This is a genomic window from Nocardia sp. bgisy118 (assembly GCF_057708605.1).
Map to the genome: position 1 here is coordinate 195,915 of NZ_JBYISM010000006.1, position 16,001 is coordinate 211,915.

Annotated in this window: 14 protein-coding genes; 9 read left to right on the forward strand and 5 right to left on the reverse strand. The window is 71.0% G+C overall.

The window, feature by feature from the left end; genetic code table 11:
* The first annotated feature begins 19 nt into the window (after positions 1-19).
* Positions 20-1,000 (forward strand): helix-turn-helix transcriptional regulator, encoded by a 981-nt coding sequence (locus tag AC3EO7_RS10145; RefSeq protein ID WP_431967977.1) that lies wholly within the window; start codon positions 20-22, stop codon positions 998-1,000.
* A 268-nt stretch (positions 1,001-1,268) separates the two neighbouring features.
* Here the strand turns inward: AC3EO7_RS10145 and AC3EO7_RS10150 are convergent, their stop codons facing one another.
* Positions 1,269-2,183, reverse strand: coding sequence for an SMP-30/gluconolactonase/LRE family protein (locus AC3EO7_RS10150; RefSeq protein ID WP_431967675.1), 915 nt, complete (start codon positions 2,181-2,183; stop codon positions 1,269-1,271).
* A gap of 102 nt (positions 2,184-2,285) precedes the next feature.
* On the opposite strand from AC3EO7_RS10150, the gene AC3EO7_RS10155 reads away from it, so the two are divergent.
* Genes AC3EO7_RS10155 through AC3EO7_RS10175 form a run of 5 tightly spaced genes read left to right on the forward strand, consistent with a single transcriptional unit; the run spans position 2,286 to position 6,315 of the window.
* Positions 2,286-3,008 (forward strand): alpha/beta hydrolase, encoded by a 723-nt coding sequence (locus AC3EO7_RS10155; RefSeq protein ID WP_431967673.1) that lies wholly within the window; start codon positions 2,286-2,288, stop codon positions 3,006-3,008.
* Between the two features lie 28 nt (positions 3,009-3,036).
* A complete protein-coding gene (locus tag AC3EO7_RS10160; RefSeq protein ID WP_435591054.1) occupies positions 3,037-3,546 on the forward strand; it encodes a hypothetical protein in 510 nt (169 codons plus the stop codon).
* On the forward strand, positions 3,539-4,822 hold the full coding sequence (locus AC3EO7_RS10165) for a WXG100 family type VII secretion target (RefSeq protein ID WP_431967669.1): 1,284 nt from the start codon (positions 3,539-3,541) through the stop codon (positions 4,820-4,822). The genes AC3EO7_RS10160 and AC3EO7_RS10165 overlap by 8 nt, the downstream gene beginning before the upstream one ends.
* A complete protein-coding gene (locus AC3EO7_RS10170) occupies positions 4,819-5,760 on the forward strand; it encodes an ESX secretion-associated protein EspG (RefSeq protein ID WP_431967667.1) in 942 nt (313 codons plus the stop codon). Before AC3EO7_RS10165 ends, AC3EO7_RS10170 begins: the two co-directional genes overlap by 4 nt.
* A gap of 27 nt (positions 5,761-5,787) precedes the next feature.
* Positions 5,788-6,315 carry a gamma carbonic anhydrase family protein gene (locus tag AC3EO7_RS10175; protein ID WP_435591055.1) on the forward strand — a complete coding sequence of 176 codons (528 nt, stop codon included), beginning with the start codon at positions 5,788-5,790 and terminating at the stop codon, positions 6,313-6,315.
* Here the strand turns inward: AC3EO7_RS10175 and AC3EO7_RS10180 are convergent, their stop codons facing one another.
* Together AC3EO7_RS10180 and AC3EO7_RS10185 are read right to left on the reverse strand one after the other, a co-directional pair.
* Positions 6,316-6,939, reverse strand: coding sequence for a phosphoribosyltransferase (locus AC3EO7_RS10180; protein WP_431967663.1), 624 nt, complete (start codon positions 6,937-6,939; stop codon positions 6,316-6,318). It abuts the gene before it with no gap.
* An 11-nt stretch (positions 6,940-6,950) separates the two neighbouring features.
* A complete protein-coding gene (locus tag AC3EO7_RS10185) occupies positions 6,951-7,805 on the reverse strand; it encodes a carbon-nitrogen hydrolase family protein (RefSeq protein WP_435591056.1) in 855 nt (284 codons plus the stop codon).
* A 62-nt stretch (positions 7,806-7,867) separates the two neighbouring features.
* Here AC3EO7_RS10185 and AC3EO7_RS10190 point away from each other — a divergent pair, with 62 nt between their 5' ends.
* Complete coding sequence (locus tag AC3EO7_RS10190; protein WP_435591057.1) at positions 7,868-9,676, forward strand: DEAD/DEAH box helicase; 1,809 nt, start codon at positions 7,868-7,870, stop codon at positions 9,674-9,676.
* Between the two features lie 116 nt (positions 9,677-9,792).
* Positions 9,793-13,122, forward strand: a complete 3,330-nt coding sequence (locus tag AC3EO7_RS10195) for an AAA domain-containing protein (RefSeq protein ID WP_435591058.1) — start codon at positions 9,793-9,795, stop codon at positions 13,120-13,122.
* Positions 13,123-13,130: 8 nt separating this feature from the next.
* Here AC3EO7_RS10195 and AC3EO7_RS10200 read toward each other — a convergent pair whose 3' ends face one another.
* Both AC3EO7_RS10200 and AC3EO7_RS10205 read right to left on the reverse strand, forming a co-directional pair.
* Positions 13,131-14,309 carry an amino acid deaminase/aldolase gene (locus tag AC3EO7_RS10200; protein WP_431967655.1) on the reverse strand — a complete coding sequence of 393 codons (1,179 nt, stop codon included), beginning with the start codon at positions 14,307-14,309 and terminating at the stop codon, positions 13,131-13,133.
* Between the two features lie 48 nt (positions 14,310-14,357).
* Positions 14,358-14,840 (reverse strand): TetR family transcriptional regulator, encoded by a 483-nt coding sequence (locus tag AC3EO7_RS10205; RefSeq protein WP_488186264.1) that lies wholly within the window; start codon positions 14,838-14,840, stop codon positions 14,358-14,360.
* Positions 14,841-15,248: 408 nt separating this feature from the next.
* Here AC3EO7_RS10205 and AC3EO7_RS10210 point away from each other — a divergent pair, with 408 nt between their 5' ends.
* Positions 15,249-15,995 (forward strand): tyrosine-protein phosphatase, encoded by a 747-nt coding sequence (locus AC3EO7_RS10210; protein WP_431967651.1) that lies wholly within the window; start codon positions 15,249-15,251, stop codon positions 15,993-15,995.
* Positions 15,996-16,001: the final 6 nt, after the last annotated feature.

Consider the following 16,001-nt stretch of genomic DNA (forward strand, 5'->3'; position numbering starts at 1 on the left):
TTCTGGGATTCTGGAATTCGTGAACGACACCCCCGCCCGCCTGCTCCGCCTGCTCTCGCTGTTGCAGACCCCGCGCGAATTCTCGGGCAGTGAACTGGCCGAACGCCTCGGCGTCACCGACCGCACGGTGCGCCGCGACATCGACCGGCTGCGCGAACTCGGCTACCCGGTCGAGGCCACCATGGGCGCCACAGGCGGCTATCGGCTGGTGGCAGGCGCGGCCATGCCGCCGCTGCTCGTCGACGACGAGGAGGCGGTGGCCATCGCGGTCGGTCTGCGGGCCGCGGCCGGGTCCGCGGTCGCGGGCATCGAGGAGGCGTCGGTGCGCGCGCTCGCCAAGCTCGAGCAGATCCTGCCCGCCAAGCTGCGCCGTCGCGTGCGGGTGCTCGGTTCGGCGACCGCCGCGCCCGCGCACGACGGACCGACCGTCGACCCGGAAGTGCTGAGCACGCTGGCTGCGGCCGTAACCAACAGGGAGCGAGCGCGTTTCGGCTACCGCGGCGAATCCGGCGCGCAGACTCGCCGTCATGTGGAACCGGTCGGCCTGGTCCCGGTCCGCCGCCGCTGGTATCTGCTCGGGCACGACCTCGATCGCGCGGACTGGCGGGTCTTCCGCGTCGATCGGATCCAACGTCCGCAGCCCACCGGCGCCCGATTCACCCCGCGCCCACTACCCGCCGCCTCCCCCGCCGACTACGTCGCGGGCCGCCGAACTGATTGGGGCGCACCGGCTTACCGCGTCTTCGTGACGATCTCCGCCCCGATCACCCGCGTCGCGGGCCGCCTCGGCGAGGACACCGGCGACTTGACCGCACTGGACGACCACACCTGCCGCCTCACCGCCACCCGCGACGACTCCCCGGCTTGGCTGGCCCACCGCCTGCTCGACCTCGGCGTCGCCTTCCGCGTCCACGAATCCCCGGAACTGACAGAGGAACTACACGCCATCGCCGCTCGGATCACCTCCGCCCTCACCCCGGCCGAAGGCCCGCGGCTCTAGCTCCCGCTCGACGCTCCCCCTATCGGCTCACCCCTAGCTGCCACACCACACACAGTCCGTACGCCTCACACAGCTGACACCTATGTGAACCGTGTGGGCGGTCCGTGGAAAGCCGCGGCCACGCAAATGCGCCGCTTCTAATCCGAGCCTGTTGGCTTCCTCGCCCGCACCGCAGCCATAGATCGGCGCGCTTGCGACCACAGCCCGCGCGGCGAGTTCGAGGCGGCGTCGATATCGACGGAAGCGCACCCGGCCCCGCGGCCGACGGTCAGGGGGCGAGCTGGATGCGGAGGATCGCGCCGCGTTCGGTGCCCGCGAGCAATTCGCCGGGCCGGTCGGGCACGGCGACGGCGGATGTCATCGGCTCGCTCGCCAGGACGCGACAGGACTGGCCGTTCGGGTCGATTCGGACGAGCTGGCCGGACAGCGTCGTCACGTAGACCACGCCCGCCTCGTCCACGAGCAGGTCGTCGGCGAAGTCCGGGATGCCGGGCAGCGCGGACGACAGGTCGGTGAGGACGGTGCGGCGTTCCGGCTCGGTGACCGGGAAGCGCAGCACTCGTCCCAACGGGCCGCCGTTGGAGGTCAGGTAGACCGTGCCGTCGTGAATCGCGATGCCGTTGGCGTTCAGCTTCGCGCGCTCGGTCCAGCCCGTATCGACGACGCCGTCGCGGCCGATGCGGATCACCCCGGTCGCCGACGCGACGTAGAGGGCGCCGTCGGCGTCGAAGGCCGCGCCGTTGGGCATGGTGAACCCGGAGGCGAAGATCTCGGGGCGCGGGTCGGCGGCGGCCGGGTCGAACCGGACCACGCCGCCGGGGCGCACCACGCTGGTGGGCGCGTCGCCGTAGACCGCGTACATGAGCCCGTCCGGTCCGAGCCGGACCGCACCGGGGAATTCCACCGGCACCCTCGCGGTCAGTTGTCCGGCCCCGTCGTAGCGCTGCACCTCGTTGCGATACAGCCGGGACACCCACAGGTTGCCCTGCCGGTCGTAGCCGAGGTTCTCCGACCAGTCCAGCACCGGAACGACGGCGGGCACCGCGGTCGTCGCCGTCGCGGACGCACAGCCGGGGCCCGGTTCGGCGGTCGCGCTCGGCGCGGCGAATCCAGCGCAGGCGAGGGCGAGGGCGAGCACGGGTACGCTGCGGCGCACGGCCGCGGGCAGCTCGACGATGGACACCTGGAACCTCCTGATCGGTACCCCGAACGCGCGCATTTTAACCGTCATTTCGCCGGAGTGGTGAAGTCCCCTGAGGGGCAGAAGTTTTGGCACTATCAGTGCATGCTCTTCTTCGACGGCACACGCGGCAGACTGCACTATCGGCGCTGGCCGGTCGACCAACACGCGGCCGTGGCGGTGCTACTGCCCGGTATCGGACAGCACACCGGCCACTACCACCGGTTCGCCCGCATCCTGCGCTCGGTCGATATCGAGCTGTGGGGGCTGGATACCGCGGGGCACGGCCTCAGCGAGGGCGATCCCGAACACCCGGGCACCCTCGGCGAGCTGGTCGCGGACGCGACCAGGCTGGTGGATCTGGCGCGCACCGAACTGCCGGCATCGCCGCTGCTGCTGATGGGGCACTCGCTCGGCGCGGTCACCGCGCTCGGCATGCTGGGCGCCGCGATCCCGGACGCGAGCACGGCCACGGACCTGAACGCCGTGGAAGCGAACGTCCCGATCGTCCCGAGCCTCGTCCCCGGAACACTGACCGGTCTGGTGCTCTCGGCCGTGCCGCGCCGCGCCCTCGGCAGCGGCCTGCCCGGCGCTCCAGGCACCCCGCTCCCTGCCGACCTTCCCGTGCTCGCCGTGCACGGCGTGGAGGACCGTCGCGCCCCGGTCGACGCGATGCGGGTCTGGACTGAACGCCACGAATGGGTAGATTTACGCGAGTACGCCGACTCCGGGCACGATCTGCTGCACGAGCCGGTGCACGCGCGGGTCGGCGCAGACATCGCGGACTGGATGCAGGGCGTCGTCGTGGGGTTGGCACGACACGCGTGAACCGAATACGGCTGCGGAACGCGGCACGATGAGGAGACAGGGGGACGGCGGGGTGCAACCACAAGACGGCGCGGCGCAGCCAGAGGACGGCGCGGCGCAAGCACCAGACGGCACAGCGCAAGCACAAGACGGCACAGCGCAAGCACAAGACAGCACAGTGCAACCACAGGTCACGGCACTGAACCAAGCGGTCGACGAGGGCAGGCTCTGGATCGACGGCGTGCTGGTCGCCGAGGGTGCGCACGAGCGCTGCGCCCGGCGCTACGAACAGCTCGCCGACGAGGTCGAGGGGCAGATCCAGGTGCTGAGCGCGGCCGTCTCGCTCCCCGGTTTCGGCGGCTTCGCCTCGGGTGACGCGCTGCGGCTCGGTTTCGAGAACAAGGCCGAGGGCGCGATCGCGCGGCTGCGCGACTACGCCGACTCGGCGCGGGCGCTCGCCCAGACCTTCCGCGCCGCGGCGACGGCATACACCGAGGCCGACACCGAACTCGCGGCCGCGGTCGGCCGGGTGGACGCGACGGGAGCGGCGCATGCGTGAGATTCCGTATCAGACCGAACGCGCACCGCACACCCGCGTCGATCCGGCCTACGCGCCGAGCGTCGAGGTCTTCGACAACCTCACCCACCAGGAGATCCACGGCAAGGTGCAGCTGCTCGACCCGGCGGCGATCGACGCGGGCAGGCAGGCCTGGCAGAGTTCGGCGACCGGACTCACCGACTCGGTCGCGCAGGCGCACAACGAGATTCGCTCGACCATCGCCGACGGCTGGCGCGGCGGCGCCGCGCAGACCGCCGCCGACGCGGTGCGCGATTTCGAACAGCGTGGGCAGCAGATCGCCGATGTGATGGCGACGGTGGCGCAGCGGCTCGGACAGGCCGGTGACGCCGCCGAGACACTGCGGTCCGCGGTCGGTTCGCCGTCCGGCGCCGAGCCGGATCTGGCGGCCGCGCTGCTCGATCCGAACCAAGCGACCGGAAACATCGTCGCGCAGAAGGCCACCGAGCACGATCGGCAGGACGTCGTGCAGGCCATGGACAGCATCTACACCAACGCTTTCCTACAGAGCGGTTCCGGCGTCCCGGCTTTCCCGGACGACACGCCGGTCATCCCGGCGGGCATCACCCCGAGCGCCGCCGGACTGGTGACCGCGCCCGCCCTCCCGGCAGACGCCGCGCAAAGCCCTGGCGCCCAACCTGTTTCGGCCCTGACCGCGCTACCCGCGACCACGGTCGAAACGGCGCAGGAGACGAAACCCCAACCGGACGGACCACCGGCCACCGACACGACCCCGGCGACGGTGACCTCCGCCGCCGGACCGCTCGCGACGCCACCTGCCGCCGACACCGTGCCTGCGGCTGCGAAGACGGTTCCCGTCGCGGCCGACTCCCCCGCCGCCACCGCGCCGTCCGCTCCGGATCGCACACCGCGCCCTGGTGTTTCCGCACCGGTGGGAGCGGCCTCCACCGCGCTGCCCGGCGCGACCTTCCCCGGCAGCAGCGCGAGCTCCACCGACGACCAACGCAAACGCGAGGAACGGCGCAAAGACGCCAACAGCGAAGCCGTCACCGGCATGGGCGCGGGCGCCGTCGGCGGGCTGATGGGCGGCGCGATCGCCGCGGCCGACACCACTCGGCACGGTTCCAGCGTCGCGTCCAAGGCCGCGGCCGCCCGCGCCGAGGACGAGGACGACGAGCTGCACTGGATCGATGACGACCTGACCTTCCTCGAACCCGCGGACGAGACGGGCGAACTGATCGGCGAACTCGATCCGACCACGCCACCGGTCGTCGGCGAATGGACCGAGCTGGAGTGAACTGGACGCTGACTCCGGACCAGTTCGCCATGGCCTGGGAGCGCACCGACGGTGACCGCATTCCGTATCCGCTGGCCGTCCGGCTCTCGGCGCGCGACTCGATGGAGCGGGCGGCGCAGCTGCCCGCCCTGCACCAGTGGTGCGAGCGGACGCTGGACGCCGACCTGGAGGCGGCGCTGCGGCTGCTCGCCCGGCCGACCGTGCGAGTGGAGGTGTTCGGCGAGCACCGCCCGACCAACCGCGCCGCCGTGCTCGACGACGAACAACTCACGGACGCCGCGGAATTCGCCATCGGCGCGTCCGCGGGGCCGTCGACGGCCGCGACCCACTCCGTGACGGCGGGGAACGGCGTCTCCGGCGCGGGACGCGATGGCGTCGCGTCCCGCGCCAGGTTCGACATCGTCTCAGAAGCCCCTGCCAACGGCGCCGCGAAGCCCGTGCGCGTCCTCGGCATCGCCTCGGGCAACATCGCGGTCGTCGCCGCGCAACGGCCCGGCCCGGCACCGGACCGCGGCGGCGACATCAGGTTGTTCGTCGGTAGCCCGAAAAGCCTGCCCGCTCGGGTGATCTCGATGCTTCCCGAGAATCCGCCCGGCAACACGGCCCGGCTCAGCTCGCCGCTGTCGCGGGTCAGGGAGGACAGCCGCGATCTGGTGACCGTTCCGGTGTCGGGTCCGTCCGCGCCCGCGCGGATCCGCCGCCTGCTCGCCCGTCCGCGCGACGGCATCGGCCAGATCGTGGTGTCGGTGCGCCGGGCCGAGGGGCTGACGCCGTTCGGGGTGCTGTGCTGGATCGACGTCGCCGAGGACGGCCGCTACGCCGTCCGCACCGGCGCGGACGTGCACGTCGCGCCGGTGACCGCGGAAACCTTTGCCGCGCATCTGCGCCCAATGCTCACCGCCGCCGAGAAGACCACCGCGCGGTCCGAACGCTGGTAGCGATCCGGCGCTGGTAGACCTGTAGCCGTGCCACTCTACGAATTCGAAGGCAAGCGACCGCAGATCGATCCGACGGCGTTCGTCGCGCCGAACGCGACCTTGATCGGTGACGTGCGGGTCGAGGCGGGCGCCTCGATCTGGTACGGCGCGGTGCTGCGCGCCGATCTCGCGCCGATCACCATCCGGGAACGCGCGAACATCCAGGACAACGCCGTGCTGCACGTGCCGCCGGACGTGCCGATGGAGATCGGTCCCGGCGCGACCATCGCGCACAGCGTGGTGTTCCACGGCGCGTCCGTCGGCGCGGAGGCGATCGTCGGCAACGGAACCACCGTGCTCGACCTCGTCAAGATCGGCGCGGGCAGCATGGTCGCCGCGCATTCGCTGGTGCTGCCCGGCACCGAGATCCCCGACGGCGTGCTCGCCGCGGGTTCCCCCGCCGAAGTGAAGCGCCCGATCGAGGGCACGCAGGCGCAGCTGTGGGTGCAGCTCAATCCCGGCGTCTACGCGGAACTCGCGCAGCGGCACCGCAAGGGCATCACCGAAGTCGGCTGATCAGATCAGCAGGTCGGTGACCTCGTGGTCGGCGAGTTGGTGGAAGTCGCGGTAGGCGACGCCGACGCCGCCGAGGCTGCGCGGCACCAGCGGACACACCACCTCGTCGGCTTCGGTCTCCACCCGGCGGATCGCCTCGCCGGACGACACCGGCACACCGACCACGATGCGCGTCGGCTGGTGCAGGCGCGCGACCCGGCAGGCGACCATCATGGTGGCCCCCGTGGCCATCCCGTCGTCGACGATCACCACCGTGCGCCCGGCGATCGGCACGGGTTCCGCGCCGCCGCGGAGCACCTTCCTGCGCCGCTCCAGCTCCGCGCGCTCGGCCTCTTCGATCGCCGCGAGCCTGCGCTGGGTGACGCCGGTGTGGACGAGCACGTCCGTGTTCAGCACCCGCACCCCGTCCTCGCCGATGGCGCCCATCGCCAGCTCCGGTTGCCACGGAACGCCGAGCTTGCGCACCAGCAGAATGTCCAGGTCACCCCCGATGATCTCGCGCACCGTCGCGGCGACCGGGACCCCGCCGCGGGGCAGCCCGAGCACCAGCGGCTTCGACGCGCGCAGGTGCTCCAGCTCGGCGCCAAGCGCCCGGCCGGCGGCGATCCGATCGGCGTAGACCATCGATTCGAACGCTACTCCGGTGCGCGCTCGGTGATCGCGAATCGGCGCAAGGCCAGGCTCGGGTTGGTGGTGCGCACGGTGGCCAGGTGCGCGAGGTCGACGCTGGCGGTGAGCACGCCGGGTTCGTCGCCGAGTTCGGCGAGCACGCTGCCGGTGGGGTCGACGATCATCGACGCGCCCGCGCCGCGCGGCGCGCACTGGTCGGCGGCCAGCACGTACGTGGTGTTCTCGATCGCCCTCGCCCGCAGCAGCGTGGTCCACTGGTCGACCTTGGCTGGGCCGGGAATCCACTGCGCGGGCAGCACCAGCACCTGCGCGCCCGCGGCGGCGATGCGCCGGAAACCCTCGGGGAAGCGCAGATCGAAACAGGTCTGCACGCCGAAGCGCACCCCGTCGACGGCGAAGATCGGCGGCGCCTCGATCACGCCGGGCTCGACCACGTCGGATTCCAGGTGTCCGAACGCGTCGTAGAGGTGCACCTTCCGGTACCGCGTGACGAGTTCGCCGTCGGGCCCGAACACCAGCAGGGTATTGCGAATCCGGTCCGCTCCTGGAGCCACCTGCTCGACCATGCCCGCCACGAGGTACACCCCGAACTCCCTGGCGATCGCACCGAGTCCGGTGGCGAACGGGCCGGTCAGCGGCTCGGCCACGGCCACGACGCGCTCGTCGAGCCGGGTCACGGCAAACATCGAGTATTCGGGCGCGACCACCACCCGGGCGCCACGGCCCGCGGCGGTCCCGACGTGCTCGCGCAGCGCCGCGAGATTGCCCGCCGGATCCTTTCCCGGCGCGAACTGAACGACCGCGACCTCCACCGGAGAGACGGGCTGGTCCTGATGTTCGGGCGCGTCATTCAGTTGCATAGGTCTCACCGTATTGGCCCGGTGACCGGGAGGGCCACCGCCAGGCAGTAAACTCCTGGTCAATGAACATCAATGAGGTCGACAGCGTTCCTGGCGACAACGACAGGGACCCGGCTGGGAGCGAATCGGCTTCCCCGGCTGCCGGCCCGTCCTTCGCCGACTTGGGTATCGATGACCGCATCCTGCGGGCCATCGCCGATGTCGGTTACGAATCTCCCTCGCCGATCCAGTCGGCGACCATTCCGCCGCTGCTCGAAGGCGCCGACGTGGTCGGTCTGGCGCAGACCGGCACCGGCAAAACCGCCGCATTCGCGATCCCGATCCTGATGGGCCTGCAGGCCGACGGCAAGGAGCCGCGCGCGCTGGTGCTCGCGCCGACCCGCGAGCTGGCCATTCAGGTCGCCGAGGCGTTCGGCCGCTACGCCGCGCACATGCCCGGCCTGCACGTGCTGCCGATCTACGGCGGGCAGAGCTACGGCGTCCAGCTGTCCGGCCTGCGCCGCGGCGCGCACGTCGTGGTGGGCACGCCCGGCCGGGTCATCGACCACCTGGAGAAGGGCACGCTCGACCTGTCCCAGCTGCAGTACCTGGTGCTGGACGAGGCCGACGAGATGCTCAAGATGGGCTTCCAGGAGGACGTCGAGCGGATTCTCGCCGAGACGCCGTCCGACAAGCAGGTCGCGCTGTTCTCGGCCACCATGCCCTCGGCGATCCGCAAGATCTCCAAGCAGTACCTGCACGACCCGGTCGAGATCACGGTCAAGGCCAAGACCCAGACCAACACCAACATCACCCAGCGCTGGGTGCAGGTCTCGCACCAGCGCAAACTGGACGCGCTGACCAGGGTCCTCGAGGTCGAGTCCTTCGAGGCGATGATCATCTTCGTGCGCACCAAGCAGGGCACCGAAGAGCTCGCCGAGAAGCTGCGCGCCCGCGGCTTCTCCGCCGCGGCGATCAACGGCGACATCGCCCAGAACCAGCGCGAGCGCACCATCGGTCAACTCAAGTCCGGCACGCTGGACATCCTGGTCGCCACCGACGTCGCCGCGCGCGGCCTGGACGTGGACCGCATCTCGCACGTGGTCAACTACGACATCCCGCACGACACCGAGTCCTACGTGCACCGCATCGGCCGGACCGGCCGGGCCGGGCGCAGCGGGCAGGCGCTGCTGTTCGTCGCGCCGAGGGAGCGGCATCTGCTCAAGGCGATCGAGCGCGCCACCCGCCACCCGCTCGAGGAGATGCAGCTGCCCAGCGTCGAGGACGTGAACGCGCAGCGCGTCGCCAAGTTCGGCGATGCCATCACCGAGAACCTGTCCTCGGCGAATCTGCCGCTGTTCCGCAAGCTGATCGAGGACTACGAGCGCGAGCACGACATCCCGCTCGTCGACATCGCCGCGGCGCTCGTGGTCGGCTCCCACGACGGCGACAACTTCTTCATGGAGCCGGAACCCGAGCCGGAACGCCGCGAGCGGATGCCGCGGGAACGGCCCGCCCGCCGGTTCGACGAGGACCGCCCCGCGGCCTCGCACCACCGTGGCACCGGCACGGAGCTGGCCACCTACCGGATCAGCGTCGGCAAGCGGCACCGCGTGGCGCCCGGCGCGATCGTGGGCGCCATAGCCAACGAGGGTGGTTTGCGACGCAGCGACTTCGGGCATATCAGCATTCGGCCGGACCACAGTCTGGTCGAGCTACCCGCGCAGCTGCCCCCCGAGACGCTGGAAGCCCTGCGGCGCACCAGGATCAGCGGCCAGCTCATCCAACTGCAACTGGACCAGGGCCCGCCCTCGCACCGCTCCTTCAGCCGGGGTCCGCGCCGCGATCGCGATGCGGCCAAGCGCCCGGAGCGCCGTAAGCCACGCTCCTGAGCCGGGCGGGGTAACCCGAGGTCACGCGGGCTAGCTAAGGTGTTGCCGACCGGCGCGCATGCCAGCGCGCCTGGTGCGGGTGTCCCGGCGAAGACACAGGAGGGGCGCGTTTGTTCGTGTTCGGTGATCGTGTCGTATGCACCGCCGCTGATCTCGTGCGCGCGGCGCGCTGTGAATTCGCGTTGCTCCGCGCCCTCGACACCGAACTGGGGTCGCTCCCGGACGACGAGCCCGGCCTCGCGCGGTTCGCGGCCGAGCCGCGCCGCGTCGACGACTCCCGCGAGCGCAGGCTCGCCGATTTCCGCGACCGCTACGGCGGCGGCATGGTCGAAATCCGCCAGCCGCCACAGAATCCGGACGACCCGGAAGGATGCGTAGCCGCGCTGCGGGACGCGCACGAGCAGACGAAGGCCGCGCTGCGCGAGGGCGTGCCGGTGCTGCACAATGCCATCTTCTTCGACGGCGGATTCGCCTGCCGCTGCGACTATCTGGTCCGGGCGGGGCACCGGGTGCGCTACACCGTGCACGGCGCCGCGGCGACGCCGTGGGATCGGGTGGGCGCGGCGCTCGAATCGGCCGCCTGCGCCGAGGCTTTGGACAGGGGCGGCGCGCTGGCCGCGCCCCTGGTCCGGCTGCACCTCGGTGCGGAGAGCGCCGACTATCCGCTCGCCGATCTGGTTCCGGTGTATCGAGCCCGGCGGCGGCGCGTCGAGCGGATCCTGGAGGAGAAGCTGGGGGAACTGCTCCCTGTGCAGTGGGGCGATCCGCGCTACCTGGCCTGCGGCCGCTGCCCGACCTGCACCGCCGAGCTGACGGCCGCCCGCGATCTGCTCCTGGTGGCGGGCATGTCCTCCTCCACGCGTGCCAGGCTGCGCGAGGCCGGGGTGAGCACCATCGACCGGCTCGGCGGACTCGACAGCGCGGTGCCCGGACTGCCGCCACGCGCCGTGACCACGCTGCGCAGGCAGGCCGAAATCCAACGGCGGCGCGAGGATTCCGGTCGCCCGGCCCACACGCTGATCTACGCGCCCGCGCTGCGTGGCCTGCCGCCCGTCTCGCCGGGCGATCTGGCGCTGACCCTCGATACCGACCGCGGACGACTCGCGGCGATCGAGGTTGCCGCGGCGGGCGCCGTGCACCTGTCCTTGCGCACGCCGGACGACGAGGACGAGGACGTAGCGTGGCGGGACACACTGACCAAGGTGCTCGATCTGCTCGCGCACCGGCGGCGGACGTTTCCGGACATGCGCGTCTACCACTACACCTCCGAGGTGCGCTCGGCGCTGCTGCGCTGGACCGGGTCGGGCGTCGGTGAGGAGATCGCCGACGAGTTGTTGCGCGACGGCGTGCTCGTCGACCTGTACCCGATCGTGCGCAACGCGCTGCTGGTCGGCGAGGATTCCTACCGCCTGGATCGGCTGCGGCGCCTGCTGCCGGAGATGCCCGGCGAGCCGGAACCCGCGTGCGTCACCGTGCTGCGATTGCGCGACTGGCTGCTGGAGCTCGCGGCCGAGCAGCCCGCCGATCCCCGGGCGATCGCGTTGCCGCGCGACGACTCGTGGCGCCTCGGGCCCGAAGGGGATCGGCCCCAGCTCGCGCCCGTCTCCGGTCCGTCCTCGGTGGAGGCCGCGCTCGCGGAATACGCGGCGGCACAGCGCGATCCGGACCACCCTGCGGCGCTCATGGCCGCGGCGCTCGGCTATCACCGGCGCGAGCGGCAGCCGCTGTGGTACGCGCACGCGGACCGCCTCAGCCTTCCCGTGCACGAATGGCCCGACGCGTCCGGCGTGCTGATCGCCGACTGGGGCACCGTGGACACGAAGTGGCATCACAGCCCGAATCGCCCGTCCATGCGCAGGTATCTGACGTTGACCGGCCGGATCGGCACCGGCTGCGACGGCGGCGGCGCTGCCGCGTTGACGCCGGGCGCCACCGTCTGCACCTACTACGACCACCCGGTCGCGGCGGGCATGGCCGTCGGCGGCCGGCGCGCCACCGCGACCGCGACGGTGCTCGGCTGCGCGGTGGACGCCGACTTCGACGACACCGTCCGCCTGGAGGAGCTCCTGCCGGAGGGCTGCGAACCCTACGACGACCTACCCGCCGCCATCGCGCCCGGACTGCCCGACTGGGACGAGAACGCCGAGGCCGCCATGGAATCGGCCGCGCAGCGACTGCTGGTGACGCTGCCGGAGATTCCCGCCTGCGCCTTGTTCGACATCATGGCCCGGCGCGCGCCGCGGCTGCGCGGTGACGCACCGCTGCCGGAGGTGCACGGCGACCACGCCGCCGCCATCACCGCCGCCACCCGTGCCCTGGACGAGTCGTACCTGGTGGTGCAGAGCCCGTCGGGGACCGGGAAGAACTCCACCATCGCGCGGGTCCTGGAGCGGCTGATCATCAAGGACAGGTGGCGTATCGGGGTTGTGGCGCAGGCACATTCGACAGTCGAGAGCCTGCTCGACGCGATCGTCGCGGTCGGCGTGCTGCCGGAGCTGGTCGCGAAGAAGGACGCCGCGGCGGTGGCTCCGGAGTGGGCGGTGATCGACGGTGCTCGCTATCCGCGGTTCCTGGACAACGCCGTGAACGGGTGTGTGATCGGCGGGCTGCCCGCCGATTTCGCCGACGATTCGATGGTCCCCGCCGACAGCCTGGACCTGCTGGTGATCGCCGACGCGGGCCGGTTCCCGCTGGCCGAGACGGCGACCGTGGCGGGCAGCGCGCGAAATCTGTTGCTGCTCGGCGACCCACAGCCCACTGCCGCGCGCAGCACCCATCCTGGACCCGTGGGCGAATCGACGCTGGGCTGGCTGCTCGCAGGCCGCAACACCGTCGGATCCGAGCGCGGATACTTCCTGGACCGCACCTGGCGGATGCATCCTCGCGTGTGCGATCCGATCTCCCGGCTGTTCTACGACGGCAGGCTGCGCTCGAACGAAACCGTCACGCTGGCAAGGCAACTCGACGGCGTCGAGCCGGGCATCGGCACCATGCTCGTCGACCACTACGGCGACGCCACCGAATCCGCCGCCGAGGCGCGCGAGGTGGTGCGCCAGGTCCGCGCCCTGCTCGGCCTGTCCTGGACCACCGGCGCGTCCACCCGGCGGCTGCATCCGCACGACATCTTCGTCGTCGCGCCGTACGGCGCTCAGGTCGGCCGGATCCGAACCATGCTGGCGCGCGCCAAGATCGAGGACGTGCTGGTGGGCACCGTCGACCGCTTCCGCGGCAGGGAGGCCGCCGTGGTGCTGCTGTCGATGACCACGTCGAGCCCGGCCGACGCGCCGCACGGCATGTCGTTCCTGTTGTCGCGCGACCTGGTGCGCGCCGCGGTGTCGCGGGCGATGTGGCGGGCGGTGATCATCCGGTCGCCCCTGCTCACCGAATACCTGCCCGCCGCGCCCGAGGATCTGCCCGACCTGGCCCGTTTCCTCGACCTCGGCTGAGGACGCGCTCAGCCGAAGTTCTTGCCTTCGCCGCGATAGCTGGGGACGGTGGTGCGGCTGCCGTCCGATTCGACGAGATGGACCTGATCGAATCGCTCGCACAGTTCGCCCGCCTTGGCGTGGCGGAACCACACCCGATCGCCGATGCGCAGTTCGGCGGCGGCCGAGAGCGGGGTCTGCACCTCGCCGGCGCCCTCGGTGCCGATGAGCCGTAAGCCGCTGGGCCACACGGGTTTCGGCACCCGGGATGCGCCGGTCGGGCCGGAGGCGATGTAGCCGCCCGCGAACACCGTCGCGATGGAGGGCGTCGGCTTGCGCAGCACGGGGGTGGCGAAGAACAACGCGGGCCGCGGGGTGAAGGCGCGGTAGTGATCGAACAGTGTCGGCACGTAGAGACCCGAGCCCGCCGTCACCTCGGTGACATCCGGATCGGCGATGCTGACCTCGATCGAACCGCTGCCGCCGCTGTTGACGATCTCCAGCTTGCCCACCACCGAGCGCACCGCGTCCAGCACCCGCGCCCTGCGCTTGGCGATCTCGGCGGCCGAGGCCCGCTTGACCAGCCGCACCGCGGCATTGCTGTCGGGCAGTCCGGCGATCTGCGCCTCGTAGGTCATCACGCCGACCACGTCGAAGCCGCGATCGAGCGCGGCGCGGGCCAGGGCGGCGGCTTGGTCGGGGGTGCGGATCGGCGAGCGTCGCACGCCGAGGTGCAGCGGACCGATGCGCAGCGACGCGTCCACGTCGAGGCAGACACGGGGCCGGACCAGGTCGGTGCCCACGGCGGCGCGGATCAGGTCGAGCTGGGCGACGTCATCGATCATCAGGGTGATCGCGCCGAGCAGGATGTCGTCGGAGGCGAGTTCGGCCAGCGCCGCGCGATCGACGGTCGGGTAGCCGAGCAGGATGTCGCGGGCGCCGAGACCGGCCAGCCAGAGCGCCTCGCGCAAGGAGTAGGACATGATGCCCGCGAAGCCGTCGGCCGCGGTCAGCTCGCCGCCGAGCAGGGCTTCCAGGACGGCGCGGCAGCGCACGGATTTGCTGGCGACACGGATCGGTACGCCGCTCGCGCGACGCACCAAGTCGGCCGCATTGGCACGCAACGCCGTCAGATCGAGCGCCGCCAGTGGCGGGTCGAGGTCGGCGGTGGCGGCGTGCAGTCCGGCGATCGGCGAGGTCTCGCTCACCCGGACAACTCAACCACCAAACTGGTCATACGTCCAGTATTGTCCGAGTCAGACTTCGGCCGCCCGGGTCGCCAGACCGGTCACCAAGTCGTCCAGAACTATCAGCGTGGTCTCGTCGTTACTATCGGCCAGCCAGCGCAGCACGGTCCCCTGCAGGACCGAGACCGTGTAGGCGGCGATGTCGTCCACCGGCTCCAGCCACTGCGCACCGGAGCGATCGGCACAGAGCTGAAGGAAGTTGGCGACCTCGGTGTCCATTTCCCGGAACATCTCGGTGGCGGCGGGGTCGGGCGACGATGACCCGGACCGCAGCTCCCAGCGCTCGCGCAGCGTGCGCAAAGTCGCCTCATAGGCGCGGATGTGCTTGGTCGGCGCGGCCTTGACCAGCGGCCAGTACGCGGTGACCCCGGCATGCAGCAGCACCCGCAGTGCCCGTACTCCGGTGATATCGAGCGAGGCGGCCGCCTTCTCCACGGCCTCGCAGATCGTCGGCCGCAACCGACTCTCCACTGTTTCTCCACGTGCGCTCAACGACGACTCCCTCGGCGAAAGAACTCGCGCACCTCCGATGGCGCGACTCGCTGAACTTTGGCGAGCGACCAGAAATCCCCAGGCTGCCCGGTCCAACGTTCATCAATGGTAGAGGGTTTTCGGGGTTTGAGAACGGGTTCAGCGGGTATTCCAGACTGGAAGAATGTTTTGTTACCCAAACGGAATCACTCTGCAACGCTGCAGTGTCCCGCCGATCGACGTTCTGGGGTGACTACCGGCCCCTCGCGGCCGAAAGACACACGTTGATCCACTTTACGGATCGCCATGCCGCACTCGCAGATCCTGTGACTAACCGCACAAACTCGCGATGTAACTGGTTCACCCCGTGTTCGGCGTTCGATCCGGGAACGACACCACCGCGATATGGGCGGCCGATAGCCTGGATCGGTGACTCTCCCGCCTCCCGCCGATCAGTTCTTCCTCTCCGGCACGTTCAACTTCCGCGACACCGGTGGTCTGCGCACCGCCGAGGGCGCCAAGGTGCGCCCCGGCGTGCTGCTGCGCTCGGCCCAGCTCAGCGGACTCGACGAGCGCGGCCACCACAGTCTGCGCGAACTGGGCGTGGCCGAGGTCTTCGATCTGCGCGGTATCCGGGAGATCGACCACATGGGGCACGACAACCTGCCCGACGGCGTGCGGCGCAGCGTCACGCCCTTCGACTCGCGGATGGGCGAGGCGCCCCCGCACGAAACGCGCACCGAGTCGGCGTTCGAGCACATGCTCGAGGTCTACCGCGAGTTCCCGGCGCTGCCGGAGGCGAACACGGCGATCACCGCCATCGCGCAATCCATCGTGGACGGCGACGGCGCGGTGCTGGTGCACTGCGCGGCGGGCAAGGACCGCACCGGCTGGGCCGTGGCGACGCTGCTGCGGGCGGTGGACGTGGTCGAGGAGGATGTGCTCGCCGACTTCATGATCAGCAACGAGGCCGTCGAGCCGCTGCGCGCACTGATCGAGCCCACCCTGCCGCCGGGCGCGCGCTTCTCCGAGGACCTGCTCGGCGTGCGCGAGGAGTACCTGGCGATGGCACTGGAATCGGTCCGGCAGTTGCACGGCGACTTCGACCGCTACCTCGAGGTCGTCGGGCTGACATCCGGGCTGCGCGCGCGTCTGCGCGACCGGATGCTGGAATAACCCATC

Coding starts and splice junctions, on each gene's coding strand:
- AC3EO7_RS10155 (WP_431967673.1), top strand. CDS start 2,286: ATGCTCTTCTTCGACGGCACACGCGGCAGACTGCACTATCGGCGCTGG.
- AC3EO7_RS10160 (WP_435591054.1), top strand. CDS start 3,037: ATGAGGAGACAGGGGGACGGCGGGGTGCAACCACAAGACGGCGCGGCG.
- AC3EO7_RS10165 (WP_431967669.1), top strand. CDS start 3,539: ATGCGTGAGATTCCGTATCAGACCGAACGCGCACCGCACACCCGCGTC.
- AC3EO7_RS10180 (WP_431967663.1), bottom strand. CDS start 6,939: ATGGTCTACGCCGATCGGATCGCCGCCGGCCGGGCGCTTGGCGCCGAG.
- AC3EO7_RS10185 (WP_435591056.1), bottom strand. CDS start 7,805: ATGCAACTGAATGACGCGCCCGAACATCAGGACCAGCCCGTCTCTCCG.
- AC3EO7_RS10190 (WP_435591057.1), top strand. CDS start 7,868: ATGAACATCAATGAGGTCGACAGCGTTCCTGGCGACAACGACAGGGAC.